This window comes from Paenibacillus sp. FSL E2-0201 (assembly GCF_037963325.1).
In the GTDB taxonomy this organism is placed as follows: Bacteria; Bacillota; Bacilli; order Paenibacillales; family Paenibacillaceae; genus Paenibacillus_AQ.
The window spans coordinates 2937646-2950988 of sequence record NZ_CP150154.1 but is presented as its reverse complement, the minus strand read 5'-3'; the positions used below and the strand labels follow the sequence as shown (position 1 = coordinate 2950988).

General features: G+C 42.9%; 14 protein-coding genes. 3 read left to right on the top strand and 11 right to left on the bottom strand.

Annotated features, from left to right (window positions below; genetic code table 11):
* Positions 1–9: 9 nt before the first annotated feature.
* From NSU15_RS13015 to NSU15_RS13000, 4 genes are all read right to left on the bottom strand, one after another.
* On the bottom strand, positions 10–1476 hold the full coding sequence (locus tag NSU15_RS13015; protein WP_081389735.1) for a glycoside hydrolase family 43 protein: 1467 nt from the start codon (positions 1474–1476) through the stop codon (positions 10–12).
* A gap of 186 nt (positions 1477–1662) precedes the next feature.
* Positions 1663–2730 carry an ABC transporter ATP-binding protein gene (locus tag NSU15_RS13010; protein ID WP_339290742.1) on the bottom strand — a complete coding sequence of 356 codons (1068 nt, stop codon included), beginning with the start codon at positions 2728–2730 and terminating at the stop codon, positions 1663–1665.
* 139 nt (positions 2731–2869) lie between these two features.
* Entirely contained in the window at positions 2870–3409 is a 540-nt protein-coding gene (locus tag NSU15_RS13005) for an HXXEE domain-containing protein (protein WP_339290740.1), read from the bottom strand.
* 63 nt (positions 3410–3472) lie between these two features.
* Positions 3473–4435 (bottom strand): aminoglycoside phosphotransferase family protein, encoded by a 963-nt coding sequence (locus NSU15_RS13000; protein ID WP_339290738.1) that lies wholly within the window; start codon positions 4433–4435, stop codon positions 3473–3475.
* 129 nt (positions 4436–4564) lie between these two features.
* Between NSU15_RS13000 and fabV the strand changes: the two genes are divergently transcribed.
* Positions 4565–5755, top strand: a complete 1191-nt coding sequence (fabV, locus tag NSU15_RS12995) for an enoyl-ACP reductase FabV (RefSeq protein ID WP_339290736.1) — start codon at positions 4565–4567, stop codon at positions 5753–5755.
* 17 nt (positions 5756–5772) lie between these two features.
* Here fabV and NSU15_RS12990 read toward each other — a convergent pair whose 3' ends face one another.
* The 5 genes from NSU15_RS12990 to NSU15_RS12970 all read right to left on the bottom strand — a co-directional run bounded on the left by NSU15_RS12990 (position 5773) and on the right by NSU15_RS12970 (position 10084).
* Complete coding sequence (locus tag NSU15_RS12990) at positions 5773–6030, bottom strand: DUF2164 domain-containing protein (protein WP_042127038.1); 258 nt, start codon at positions 6028–6030, stop codon at positions 5773–5775.
* Positions 6031–6126: 96 nt separating this feature from the next.
* On the bottom strand, positions 6127–7095 hold the full coding sequence (locus NSU15_RS12985) for a sugar phosphate isomerase/epimerase (RefSeq protein ID WP_339290734.1): 969 nt from the start codon (positions 7093–7095) through the stop codon (positions 6127–6129).
* 26 nt (positions 7096–7121) lie between these two features.
* Complete coding sequence (locus NSU15_RS12980; protein WP_042127034.1) at positions 7122–8198, bottom strand: Gfo/Idh/MocA family oxidoreductase; 1077 nt, start codon at positions 8196–8198, stop codon at positions 7122–7124.
* Positions 8199–8220: 22 nt separating this feature from the next.
* Complete coding sequence (locus NSU15_RS12975) at positions 8221–9318, bottom strand: Gfo/Idh/MocA family oxidoreductase (protein ID WP_076117538.1); 1098 nt, start codon at positions 9316–9318, stop codon at positions 8221–8223.
* Positions 9311–10084 carry a sugar phosphate isomerase/epimerase gene (locus tag NSU15_RS12970; RefSeq protein ID WP_042127031.1) on the bottom strand — a complete coding sequence of 258 codons (774 nt, stop codon included), beginning with the start codon at positions 10082–10084 and terminating at the stop codon, positions 9311–9313. Before NSU15_RS12970 ends, NSU15_RS12975 begins: the two co-directional genes overlap by 8 nt.
* 320 nt (positions 10085–10404) lie before the next feature.
* Between NSU15_RS12970 and NSU15_RS12965 the strand changes: the two genes are divergently transcribed.
* Entirely contained in the window at positions 10405–11223 is an 819-nt protein-coding gene (locus NSU15_RS12965; protein ID WP_042127028.1) for an AraC family transcriptional regulator, read from the top strand.
* A 106-nt stretch (positions 11224–11329) separates the two neighbouring features.
* Here NSU15_RS12965 and NSU15_RS12960 read toward each other — a convergent pair whose 3' ends face one another.
* Together NSU15_RS12960 and NSU15_RS12955 are read right to left on the bottom strand one after the other, a co-directional pair.
* The gene (locus NSU15_RS12960; protein ID WP_076117542.1) at positions 11330–12061 is read right to left on the bottom strand and encodes a class I SAM-dependent methyltransferase; all 732 of its coding nucleotides are present in this window, start codon (positions 12059–12061) and stop codon (positions 11330–11332) included.
* Between the two features lie 62 nt (positions 12062–12123).
* Positions 12124–12330: a hypothetical protein gene (locus NSU15_RS12955; RefSeq protein WP_339290732.1), complete on the bottom strand. Its 207-nt coding sequence runs from the start codon at positions 12328–12330 to the stop codon at positions 12124–12126.
* A 144-nt stretch (positions 12331–12474) separates the two neighbouring features.
* Here NSU15_RS12955 and NSU15_RS12950 point away from each other — a divergent pair, with 144 nt between their 5' ends.
* Positions 12475–13155, top strand: coding sequence for a TIGR00266 family protein (locus NSU15_RS12950; protein WP_042127023.1), 681 nt, complete (start codon positions 12475–12477; stop codon positions 13153–13155).
* Positions 13156–13343 lie beyond the last annotated feature (188 nt).

Genomic DNA, 13343 nt, shown 5'->3' with positions numbered 1-13343 from the left:
TAAATTCTATTATTCCATTGCTGATACATGGCTCCCCCAAATAGAGATCCCCTCTTTGGAAACTGCAGTAAACGTCATAACGTTACTGGCAGTAGCTTCATTCCACTCTCTCAGGAACACCCCATTATAAGTAGCACCGTCAATGGTAAGTTCAGCCGTATGCTCATCGATAAGCTTCCACTTTCCTTTTACCGCTCCTTTAATCTTTCCGCTCTTAGTCAATTCAATCAGTTCTGACTGCACGATATCAGCCGTTATCTCTTTGTTATGGTTCAAATATTTGTATTCACCTGAAATTTGCTCTTTCGTGTATTTCTCAATGGTCTCTCCTCCATAACGGTGTGGGGCTACAACTGGCCACCCCTCACTATTCATAAACATCTGATGAACTCTCACCTCATGCTTTTCACCACGATTTGGTAACCGTGTATGGAAGATCAGATAATACTTGCCATTCTCTTCATCATAAAATGCAGAGTTATGACCTGGTGATACATATCCTTCTCCACTCACTGGCAGCTCATCATCCGTATTCAGGAATTCGAAATTCCCCATTAGCTTCATTCCGTAAGGCGCATATGCAGGATCATCGAACAATACCGTAGGCGATCCTTGTGCATGAATCATATCCTGACCCTGAGAATCCTCGAATGGTCCATCAGGCGCCTTTGAGCGAGCTACACGGATGTTATAGCCACCATCAGCTGCCAACCCTCCATATGATAGGAACAGATAGTAGTAATCCGTTTCCGGACTATACAGCATATATGGGGCTTCTATCCGAGCATGATTCGCACCCAGAAGCTTTTTGCCATAGCCTTGATCCGGCAGCGGGAAGCCTGTATTAGCATCTAGTTCCATAATGAAAATACCACCGGAATAAGAACCGTAGACCATCCACAGCTTCCCTTCTTTATCAAAGAACACATCCGGGTCTACTACATTTGGCTTTTGAGTGGCATCATATATTTCTCCATCATCACCCATGCCCATCATACCTGACTTCAGAATGACGCCCTTATTCTTATAGGGTCCTTCAATATTATCCGACACGGCTATGCCGAGGGCAGACAACGGGGAATCCCCTTTACAAGCATTGTAATACATATAATATTTACCGTCCGCCAATTGGATAACATCCGGTGCCCATAAGGTATCCGTCTGTGCCCATTCTAATGCTTCAGCAAACTCCTCTTTAACATTAGGAATGAGTACATTTCCTGCTACCACTCCTGAGGACAACTGAGACCAAGACATCAGATCATTTGATTTAGCAGATGCTAAATGAGAACCAAACACATAGTATTTATTATCTGCCATAATGATCGACGGATCATGTACAGATACATTTTTAAAGACAGGCTGGGCAGAGTCAGTTAAGTGATTTGAATTGCTGGAACTAGCTGAATTGTCATTACACGCTGTTACTACTAATAATGAAACGCTAATCATTGTAGTCATAATGGCTTTTCTCATCGTTATACCCCCTATGTATGCCTTTTCATTTTGAAACGAAAACGTGCAATAGTCAATCCTTTTATTTAAGTAAACACGTATTAATTCATATTTATTTAAATAATAGTGAACTTTTGGACATAAAAAAACGCCAAGCCATCGAAATGGCCTGACGTTTCCTTTTATATTTTTCGTAAAATAATCTGTTTAATTAGCGCCTTCTTGTACCAAAACTGGCTCTGGATAAGCATTCTTAAGCACACGTTGTCTGTTCTTAACAACTGCCGGCGGTTCCACCTTAGGAGCCATCGGATGCATTAGCCAAGACTTCACCATATGGGTATCCGAAACCTTATACATTGGAGGCTCTTTCTCCATATCGATTTGCATAGCGTAAGTGCTACGTAGTGCGAAAGCATCACCCTTAGGCGGTTTGATCAAATCTGGAGGAGTACCAGGAATTGCTGTAAGCAAAGATCCTTTGCTCTCCAAACTTGGCATGGAAGCCAGCAAGCCCCAAGTGTATGGGTGTCTTGGATCGTAGAAGATCTCTTCCGCTGTTCCCATTTCGACAATTTGTCCAGCATACATTACTGCTACACGATCTGCCATTCTTGCTACAACCCCAAGATCATGGGTGATAAAAATAATAGCCGTATCAATCTTCTTCTGCAATTCCTTCATCAAATCAAGGATTTGTGCTTGAATCGTTACGTCAAGCGCTGTAGTCGGCTCATCCGCAATCAGAAGCTTAGGGTTCGCAGCAAGTGCCATTGCAATAACAACACGTTGACGCATACCACCACTGAATTCATGTGGATATTGATTAAAGCGGCGTTCCGGTGATGGAATACCTACAAGATTGAGTAGCTCAACCCCACGTTTATTCGCATCAGCCTTGGAGATGTTCTCGTGTTTGAGAAGCACTTCAGTAATTTGTCTGCCGACCTTCATCATTGGATTCAATGAGGTCATTGGATCCTGAAAAATCATACCGATCTCTTTACCACGAATTTTCTGCATTTGCTTCTCAGTCTTGCCAATCAAATCTTGTCCATCAAACAGAATCTGTCCGCGTTTATATTCTCCTGGTGGTGTAGGAACTAGCTTCATAACCGCTTGTGAGGTTACACTTTTACCGGAACCTGACTCCCCAACAATCGCTAGAGTTTCACCTTTATCTACATGGAAGCTAACACCACGGATCGCTTGTACCTCTCCACCGTGTGTTTTGAATGATATCGCTAAGTCTTTTACCTCTAAAAGGCGCTCCATCTTGTCACCCTCTCATTTCCTCGTCAATTATGATAATGATTCTCAGCATGTTGTAAGCAATAAGTATTATTTTATCTAGTTTTAAGGGTTCTAGTCAAGATTTTTCTGAAAAAAATACGTCTAGCAGCAGACTTTAGTACTAGTTCTGTTTATTTCGTGTTCTATTCTTCACAAGCAACCACATCAAAGGTGGAAGTAAAAGAAGTACAACTACCAAGGACAGCCCGATATCTGCAATAGATACCACGCCGTCATCCAACAGTCGATAATACGCATAAAGAGAATAAGGAAGAACTACTAGTACTGCTGTAACAACTCCAGGTGTATACATTTTCAAATAAATAGTCTGTCCTAGATGAGTAAATACATGGAAGAAGAACACTGCAAGAACAGCCAAATACAATAAATAGTATGAAAAGAAAACTGCGATGCAGGTTACAGCCACTATCAAAATATACACGAATAATACATCCAAAGCAAAGTTACGTGTAGTCATGTGCATCATCGAGGTATACATTTTCCGCATAAATGGTGGTATAGCTGCTTCGACTCTGGTTCCATATTTGGCACTCCAAGCTTCGATAACTAAAATTTCTTCAAAATCGTGAAACATAAATAGTATCGGCAGCAGCCACAGCAAACTCACTTCATTAATATGTACACTCAGCCATTCAAACACTAGCGTCCCTCTCCTCCCGCTCTTCCTCCTTCTCTTCTACGCTGTAAATGTGTCAAAATTGTGTTAAGCCATGAATCTCTTCCAGCCCTCCAGCAAATTATCATGCGCCCACTTAAAGTGACCTTGGCTATCGTAGTTACGCGAATAACACTCGATAAAGTAAATTAAGTCGATATATAAATCGTAGAGTTTTTTGCGGGCACATTCATTCGGGTTGTCGAAGCTATTTCCGTAACCTCTGCAAAAATGCTCTGAATTCTCTATATATCGAAAATAATACTCCATAAGCGGATCGCCCCAAAGTGCCCGTTCCCAATCAATCAATGCAACAATGCAGCCCTCTCGCACGAATACATTGCCATCCCATAAGTCCCAGTGTACAAGACGAGGCTCAGTGACTACATCCATAACATGTAAGCGGCTTATGATCTCTGCCTCAATGGTTTCAATCGGAATGGGCATCTCTGCCTTTAAACGACGTGCATCTTCAAGCAAGTTCGTTATCAAAAGCTGAAATGTTTCCCGCCATGAAGTTCCCTTTACTGGTGTGGACGCACTATATAATCCGAAACGTTCACCATGAATCTCATTAATTAACTGACAATAATGACCTAACTCTGTCTCAATACTTATTCTCTGCTGCGGACTTAGTTCTTCCTTAATCTCATTATAGGGCTGACCAATTATTTTCTCCATGAAAAAAAACTCACTCGAAATCAATTTTTTGCTGTTATCATAAGCGTATACCTCAGGCACAGGTACTGTTCCTTTTGACTTCATCAATCGCATGGCCGCAACCTCGACAGCCATAATATCGTGCTCATAACTTAGGGTGTCTGTTTCATCGGATGGCGCTATCTTAAGAATCATAGCTCTTCCGTCTGATAAAAGAAGATCATAGGCTGCGTTAAAATAACCTCCCGTCAGCTCGGTACTTCGATCAATGCTCACATGACTTCCAAAAGCGGCACCGACCAGATCATTCTGTTGCTCTGTTGATATTTTCGTTTTAGTAAAACTTTCCAAGGTCTCACCACCATTAAGAAATAAGTTACACACAATAAACAAGCCTTCTCCATTTGAATGAAAATTGTTAAAATTAGAACTACCGAGTATCATTAGCCTGCTTTTCATGAAAGAGAGGAAACCATTATCATGATTATCAAACCTAGAACACGCGGCTTTATCTGTACTACCGCACATCCGCAAGGATGCGCTCGTCAAGTAGAGCGGCAAATCGAATATATTCAGACACATCCCGAGATTAAAGGGCCGCGCAAGGTGCTTGTCATTGGTGCCTCTACAGGATACGGCCTCGCCTCACGGATTACAGCCGCCTTTGGGGCTGGAGCTAGCACAATAGGCGTCTACCGTCAGAGCAGCAGCAATGGAGCCCGTACAGCGTCTGCTGGATGGTACAATTCAGCAGCTTTTGAAGAGCTTGCAGAGAAAGCCGGGCTTCAATCCTTCAGTGTAACTGGTGATGCCTTCTCCAAGGAGACGAAGGAAAGAACTATACAACTGATCCGCAGTGAGTTGGGACAAGTTGATCTCGTCATCTACAGCGTTGCTTCAGCTCGCCGAACAGATCCTGTAACAGGTGATGTTTATAACTCCGTAATTAAACCTGTAGGAGATACCTACACGAATAAAACCGTAAACTTTCATACGGGTGAGGTCAGCCAAATTTCAATCGAGCCTGCAGCCGAGAAGGAAATCGATGATACCATTCGTGTCATGGGTGGTGACGATTGGCAGCTTTGGATTGAAGCACTCCAGCAAGCCGGCGCTTTGGCCGATCATGCCACCACAATCGCTTTCTCTTATATCGGACCAGAAATCACCCAATCCGTTTATCGTAAAGGAACGATTGGACGTGCAAAAGATCATCTCGAATCCACAGCACATACGCTTAACGAAGAACTATCTAGTATTGGCGGTCGGGCCTATGTAGCGGTTACGAAAGGTCTTGTCACACAGTCTAGCTCGGCAATTCCTGTCGTCCCTCTCTACACTTCTGCGCTATACAAAGTCATGAAAGAAAAAGGGCTTCATGAAGGTTGTATTGAACAAACCTATCGCTTATTCACAGAACGTCTCTACGCAGTCGAAGGAACTCCTGTGGACGAAGAAGGCCGTATCCGAATAGACGACTGGGAGCTGTCTCCGGCTGTACAGCATCAAGTGAGTCAAATCTGGGATGAACTCAGTACAGACAACATCTATGAATTAACAGATCTAGAAAGCTACAAACAGGAGTTCTTCCAGTTATTTGGTTTCGAGACTGAAGGTGTAGATTACGAAGCAGAGACTGATCCAGACGTAACGATTACCAATCTGCGGTAAACAACATCTTGTTCGGACTATCTTTTGCCAAGTGTTAATGGTTGCTCAAGTGCATACAATTCTTCTTCTACAGAAATCATCTTTTGCTCAATCACTTTACGGGCGTCTGCCAGTGCTTGGTTGTAAATATAAGGTGAGAGTTCTTTGAGCATAAAATCCAGAAGATTCTCACTTGCTAATTGACCAATTTCGCTAGATAGCTCGGTATCAAAATAATCCTGAATACTGGATGTAATCTGAAGTTTATGTTCTCTCTGTATTTTTATCGGCTGCATGCTCGTCCTCCAATTTTTAGGTTTAAAATTCAGATTATTAATACAGGAAAAATGACGTGCTTGCGCACGTCATTTCTTATGTCTATACAATTGATTTTAAACCCACCACATTTCTGTTAGTGGCTCCTCAATCAATACTTGTTGAAGATTACTTACAGCTTTGGAGAAGCCTTCTTCTACAGACATCAGTCCATCTTCATGCTCAATACTAACTACATAATCATAACCGACTAAACGAAGAGCACTTATAATGTCAGCCCAAGTCTTAAGATCATGTCCAAAGCCGACCGAACGGAATTGCCATGCACGGTCAAGCATCTTGGTATAGGATTGCATATCTGTTAAGCCATGCATATTAACATTAACCGGATCAATAACAGTATCTTTAGCATGGAAATGATGGATCGCACCTTGGCGGCCCAAAATATGAATCGCCTGTACCGGATCAATTCCTTGCCACCACATATGACTCGGATCAAGGTTAGCTCCGATAACCTCACCCGCAGCTTCTCTCAAGCGCAGAAGAGTACCCGGTGTGTGGACGGAGAATCCGCCATGGAGCTCAAGACCGACTTTCACATCGTGCTCTGCGGCAAAAGCTCCCCATTCGGTCCAGTAAGGAATCACTTTATTCTCCCATTGCCAATCCAGAATCTCTTGATAATCATTTGGCCATGGAGCTACCGGCCAGTTCGGGTACTTGGCACCCTCATGATCACCTGGACATCCAGAAAACGTATTAACGACTGGAATGCCTAGTTTCTGCGCCAATTTGACCGAGTTCACAAAGTCCTCATGATCCTTCTGAGCAAGCTCTTTTTGTGGGTGTAGCGGATTTCCGTGACAGCTCAGTGCACTGATCGTCAATCCACGGGATTCCACAGCATGTTTAAATTCTTTCAATGCTGTCTCATTCTCGAGAAGCATCTTAGGATTGCAGTGACTGTTACCAGGATTACCCCCTGTACCAATCTCTACCGCCTTAAGTCCTTTGGACACTACATAATCAAGAGCATCCTCCAGCTTACGACCGTCAAACAAGACCATAAATACTCCAAGTTTCAATGTAAGTCACCTCTTTTGCAAATAGTTTACTTACCTTCACCATACATATCGAAGTCTTTCAGCACTTGATTCTTCTCAGCAGATTCAAAAATAGCCTCAATCAAATTCTGAACACGCATTACTTCGGCATTCTTAACGATTGGTTCGGCTGTACCCTCAATTACGGCTGCGAAATTGTCATAGAAGCTAGAACCTATATCGGCTGGTTGAGGTAAAGCTTCTGTAATGGTAGCCCCTTCAGAAGGAGGTGCCATCGTTTTAGTTAATCCAACACCTGCACGAATAGGCTTAGGTTCGATCTTTTCACCTTCAGTGTTTCTAGTGACTAAACGACCTGTTAAAGACCAATCCTCGATAATGCCCGTGCCTTCAATACCCTTCACATACCATCTAGGCAATGTGATGAAGTTGGTTGTACCAACCTCAACGATAGCTTTTATTCCATTTTCAAATTGTAGGATGGCTTCAAAACCATCATCTACATCATTGCCTAGAATAAAGCTCAGGCTGCTGCTCACACTGGTAACTTTGCTGTCGATCATAAATAAAAGCTGGTCCAATAAATGAACGCCCCAATCCAGCAGCATACCTCCACCTTGTGCCTTGACATGACGCCAGTCCCCAGGAATACCATTCGCTCCATGTACACGGGATTCAATCTGGAACAACGAGCCGATTGTCTCTTGATCATACATTTTCTTGATCGTTAAGAAATCTTCATCCCAACGTCTATTCTGGTGAACCATGAACACACGTCCTGCTGCATCCGCAGCGGCCAGCATTTCTTGAAGCTCTTCCTTCGACATAGCCACCGGCTTCTCACAAATAACATGTTTTCCGGCTTGGAGCGCACGTACTGCAATTTCTTTGTGCACATCATTTGGTGTAGCAATAAGAACGATCTCAACTGAAGGATCTGCTAATACTTCTTCATAACTTTCAAATACCTTGTAGCCAGCTTTGATGGAGTCCGTACGACGTGCTTCAAGCAAGTCGTATGTTCCTACCACTTCTAAGGAATTATTCTCCTTAATTAATTCTGCGTGATATTTCCCCATTCCTCCAAAGCCAACGATGACTACGGAATGTATGTTTGAGCTCATGACTTCCACTCCTGATTCTCTATTAATTATCTGATGTGCCGTCAAAATACACAGCGCGACCTGTACGTGAAGATTCATAAATAGCTTCCAAGATTTGAGTAACAACGAGGGCCTGCTCAGGTTTAACTACAGGTTCCTTGTCTTCTCTAACCGCCTCAAGCCACAAGCGAGCTTCACGATCAGATTCATTTTCCTGTCCTCCATCAAAGAACGCTACTCCACCAGCAGACAAGTCTACTTTGGTCTCATACAGACGTCCACCACGGTCACCGTTTAGGCGCAGACCATCCTTCATATCTGCACCACCTTCTGTACCTGCAAGAAGCGTTTGAGCTTCTCGATACTCAGATACATTTAGTGCCCAGCTGGATTCAAGTACAATTGTAGCACCATTTTCCATGGTAATAAATCCAAAAGCAGAATCTTCTACCTTAAATTGCTCAGGATCCCAAGGACCAAAGGCATTTCCAGCGTTCTTTCGGTTACTCAGCTTATGGAAAGACGAGCCCATAACACTGCGTGGTTTATAATTATCCATCATCCATAAAGTAAGATCAAGTGCATGCGTACCGATATCGATCAGTGGGCCGCCGCCTTGCTTTTCTTCATCCAGGAACACGCCCCAAGTAGGAACCGCACGACGACGAAGGGCAATTGCTTTTGCATAATAGATATCACCTAGTTCGCCGTTTTCGCAGAGTGCTTTAAGGTATTCACTATCCGAACGATAACGGTTCTGGTAAGCGACAGACAACTTCATCCCCGTACGCTTCGCAGCGTCCAACATTTCTTGTGCTTGGGCAGTGGTTTTAGCCATTGGTTTCTCGCACATTACATGGTTACCTGCTTCCAATGCAGCAATAGTAATCACGGAGTGACTGTCATTCGGTGTGCAAACATGAACAATATCAAAACCGCCAACTTTCAATAACTCGGTGTAATCTGTGTAAACAGCAGCACCCTCAGCACCATAGGTCTTAGCTGCTTCCTGAGCACGTTCTTCAACGATATCGCAGAAAGCTACCATTTCAGCATCCTTTTGACGTGACAAACTTGGCATATGTTTTCCATTTGCGATCCCACCGCAACCTACAATAGCAATTCTCAACTTATTAGACATGAACTTTTCCTCCTTGATTTGCGTATGCTTTTACCCATTTCAAACTATCTTCTACACTTTCTAATGGTGAACGACTGCAGAAATCCTGTTCTACTACCGCCCACTCCACATTTGCCTGAACAGCTGCATCTAAAATTGCAGTAAGGTTCACTTCACCTTCACCTAGTACAACCGTTTCCGGTGAACCGTCTTCGTGTTTCTTCAGATCCTTCAGATGGATGATCGGCAGTCGACCTGCGTACTTGTTGATATATTCAACCGCATCATAGCCCGCATGATGTACCCAGCAAGTATCCATTTCCACTTGTAGCAGATCAGCCGGCACCTCTTCAAACAATCCATCAAAAGCAGTTCGGTCACTATCCCCATATTTATCCGTTAATTCGAAATCATGATTGTGATACAGAAGAACCGCTCCGCCCGCTTTGCATTTTTCTCCAATAATCTTCAGGTTCGCGGCAACTTCTTCATAGTTACGTTGTTCTTCTGACAGATAAGGAACAATCAAATGAGGATTTCCAATCTCAAGATTGTAAGAAATCTCTGCTTCTGTATCATTCAACAATGCGTCATAAGGACGATGTGCGCCGAGCGCGACCAATCCAAGCTCATTTAGCAATTGTTTAACTTCTGCTGCAGTACGACCGAAAAAGTGAAAAAACTCTACACCTTTATATCCAAGGGCTGCTACCTTGCGCAGTGTTCCTTCGAAATCCTGTTCCAGTTCTTCTCTAAGTGTGTACAATTGCAGACCTATCTTCAGCATGTTCTAATCACTCCAATGGGTTTAGGGTTAGCTTACTAATTCGTTTAAACTTCTTTCCGCTGCTCGTCCCCAAAGAGATCAATAGCAGCAATCACTTGAACAATAATGCTGTTGCAGAATTGACTAATCTGATTCCCATTAGTTTCCTTTAACTGCCATTCTTGTTTGCATAGCTAATATCGACTCCGTATAGCGTAGATGGTCGATTTCTTTCTTTATTGCTTAGGTACATAGTAATATGAAAGCGTATATAATAAAATGAATAATATGATTAAAACATGAACAATCTGATTATCATTTCTGAACATCAAGGAGGAACCATGACTCAATCAACTACCTGTCACGTATTATCCGCCGGATTTTCTTTTCACCGCAAACCTTTTCATATGTCTCACAGTCATGGAAATCAGAACTATTTAATTCGTCTGCAAACAGAGGGTCGAAGCAGAGCAATGATCGACGGTGTGATGACTCCAGTGGAGAGCGGCGATATCATGCTCTTCGCTCCTAATGATCCTTATTATTTAATCATTGATAAGGAAGAGTATCCTGTAGGTAAGCCGCGGATTGAAAGCGGAGATTATCATATTTTTTGTGAAGGAACATGGATTGCTGAATGGTGGGAACGTGCTCAGAGACCCTCACTCTTAAGTGTGCCTTTAAGTGAGAATTTTCTCGGCTTGTTTCGCCAGCTGATTCTTGAGCATAGACGTCTTTCGGATTTCTCACCAGCGATATCTGCCTGTTATTTACAAATCCTATGTATGGAAATCGACCGCCTCATTACAGATCAGCCAGCCATTTCACCAAAAGGTTACCTAGCTTACCGCATGAAGCAATATGTAGAGGAACATGCAACCTTGCCTTTTCTCTTAGAGGATGTTGCAGCGCATGTAGATATATCTGTCTCCCGTGCCGTTCATTTGTTTAAGGAAGCCTTCGGTACCAGCATTATTAAATATGTAAATGATGTCCGGTTAGAGATGGCAAGAGAACGAATAACCTTCAGTCCAATGCCGCTGGAGCAAGTAGCGGAAACCTGTGGTTTTGCAAATTACACTTATTTTCACCGCGTATTCCGAAGTCGATTCGGCATGTCTCCTAGACAGTACCGTGTACACAGCAGAGCACAAGTATGATTAAAGATACGCCGCATAAATGAAAACAGGGCTGTCCCTTTAGTAGATAAACTACTTTAGGCATAGCCCTTGCTTCAATACTCATACAAAACTCTGGTTGGTGAGATTATTGTTTTTCAGCTGAAATAATTAGGAACATTGGTCTTCGATCCTCGTCCTTCATCCACGGATCGTTTTTCATTTCTTCTGAAGGCTTAGGCTCTCTAACTGCTTTGATAGCAAACCCGGCTTCAATCAAGTCATTGAAATAGGTTGAGATGGTGCGGTGATACTTAATCACATTTTCTGTTAAGAAAGTGGTCTCACGCAATCCCTCAGTCTGATAATGATCGACAGGCCAATGTAGACGTTTTCCTTGGTCATCCACATACCAGTCTTGTTCATTTCGAGAAGTAAAGATGGGATGTTCCACTGAAAATATAAAACTGCCGCCTGGCTTTAGGTAAGGATGTACCTTTCGGCAAATAGCTTCAAAGGACTCGATATAATGAAAGGCCAGTGAACTAATGACCACATCAAATTGTTCGCTCGCAAAATCAATATCCTCAATCGGCATCTGGATATAAGAGATTGCTGGGTCGTTTGTTTTTTCACGCGCTTCTTGAAGCATTTTTTCAGAGATATCTACGCCAATGACTGAACTTGCCTGCTGCTCACGTGCATACAAACAGTGCCAGCCAAATCCGCAGCCTAAATCAAGAACACTTTTATTATGTAAATCTGGGAGGAGTGACTTTAGTACATGCCATTCTCCTGCGGCTTCAAGTCCCCCAATGGAACGTGGCATTTGCTTATACGCTGAGAAGAAATTCGTATCGTCATATTTGTTTTGTTTCATTAGTTACATATCTCCTATCCATCTATGTCTTCTATCAGTATATTCTTAGTTACATCACCTTATCAAATTGCCAAATGAAAAGGAGCATCATCTTGGAAGATCCGCTCCTTGTGTTTATTCTTATTCAGTTGCTGTTGCTTGCTCGGCGTTAATCGTACATGCTGTGAAATGGAGCCATAATCCCCATTGGATCTTCGACTTTGAGCTGCGCACCAGGTGCCTGAGCGCTCTGCCTTTAACAAGGCTTTTTGTGTTTTGGTTCGTGCCATGTGGCACCACTCTCCTATTCATTAGTGAACTATAAGACAACTATATTTTAACATAATTCAGACTATGAGCGCAGCCGGAATTCCGTTACAATGAGATCACTGCTAGTGTTCTAACTTATTTAAATAGATTCGGAGGTTTTAGTGATGAGATATGATGTTTTGTACGAAGGTGCATTTGCAATGCTGAAGGTATATCTGGATCCAGGCGAAAGCGTTAAAGCTGAAATGGGCGCTATGGTTGCAATGTCTCCCAACGTCGAATTAAAAGGAACCGCTGATGGCGGAGTTATGCGAGGTCTGGGAAGAATGCTGAGCGGAGAAAAGTTCTTCTTTCAGGAGCTCAGAGCTATCCGTGGTCAAAGTGAGGTACTACTGTCTCCTGGATCATTGGGTGATATCCAAGCTATCGAATTAGATGGTTCATATAAGTTGTTAGTTCAAAAGGATGGATTCTTAGCTGGAACAGAAGGCATTCAAGTCAACACCAAAATGCAAAATTTAACGCGCGGTCTCTTCTCTGGTGAAGGCTTCTTCATTGTAGAAATCAGTGGTAGAGGAACTGTATTCCTGTCCTCCTTCGGAGCCATCCACGCCATTAACTTAGCACCTGGCGAAGAGATGATTATCGACAATGGGCATCTTGTCGCTTGGCCAGATTATATGGACTACAAGGTAGAAAAAGCAGCCTCTGGCTGGTTAAACAGTTTAACCAGTGGTGAAGCGCTCGTCTGCCGATTCCGCGGAGAAGGTGTGATCCTCGTGCAAAGCCGTAACCCTGGCAGCTTTGGAACATGGATTAAATCCTTCGTGCCCACTCGAAGCTAATAAAAATGACATAGGCTTACCCATAAGTAGGATCTCCTTTAACTGTTTAAAACGCAACGTAGCGCTTCTCAGGTTTTTAAGAAGCGCTGTTTGCGTGCAGATTAAGGAATATCTCCCTATAATTCAACTGATTTGTTGTGACATATAGATATTTCGCCGATTTATTGGGAGGATTTCCCCATTTCCAT

What these genes read in the sequence shown, in the direction of transcription:
- NSU15_RS12980 (WP_042127034.1), bottom strand. Translation starts at nt 8,198, where the DNA reads ATGAGCTCAAACATACATTCCGTAGTCATCGTTGGCTTTGGAGGAATG.
- fabV (WP_339290736.1), top strand. Translation starts at nt 4,565, where the DNA reads ATGATTATCAAACCTAGAACACGCGGCTTTATCTGTACTACCGCACAT.
- NSU15_RS13010 (WP_339290742.1), bottom strand. Translation starts at nt 2,730, where the DNA reads ATGGAGCGCCTTTTAGAGGTAAAAGACTTAGCGATATCATTCAAAACA.
- NSU15_RS13015 (WP_081389735.1), bottom strand. Translation starts at nt 1,476, where the DNA reads ATGAGAAAAGCCATTATGACTACAATGATTAGCGTTTCATTATTAGTA.
- NSU15_RS12965 (WP_042127028.1), top strand. Translation starts at nt 10,405, where the DNA reads ATGACTCAATCAACTACCTGTCACGTATTATCCGCCGGATTTTCTTTT.
- NSU15_RS12975 (WP_076117538.1), bottom strand. Translation starts at nt 9,318, where the DNA reads ATGTCTAATAAGTTGAGAATTGCTATTGTAGGTTGCGGTGGGATCGCA.
- NSU15_RS12960 (WP_076117542.1), bottom strand. Translation starts at nt 12,061, where the DNA reads ATGAAACAAAACAAATATGACGATACGAATTTCTTCTCAGCGTATAAG.
- NSU15_RS12990 (WP_042127038.1), bottom strand. Translation starts at nt 6,030, where the DNA reads ATGCAGCCGATAAAAATACAGAGAGAACATAAACTTCAGATTACATCC.
- NSU15_RS12955 (WP_339290732.1), bottom strand. Translation starts at nt 12,330, where the DNA reads ATGGCACGAACCAAAACACAAAAAGCCTTGTTAAAGGCAGAGCGCTCA.
- NSU15_RS12950 (WP_042127023.1), top strand. Translation starts at nt 12,475, where the DNA reads ATGAGATATGATGTTTTGTACGAAGGTGCATTTGCAATGCTGAAGGTA.
- NSU15_RS12970 (WP_042127031.1), bottom strand. Translation starts at nt 10,084, where the DNA reads ATGCTGAAGATAGGTCTGCAATTGTACACACTTAGAGAAGAACTGGAA.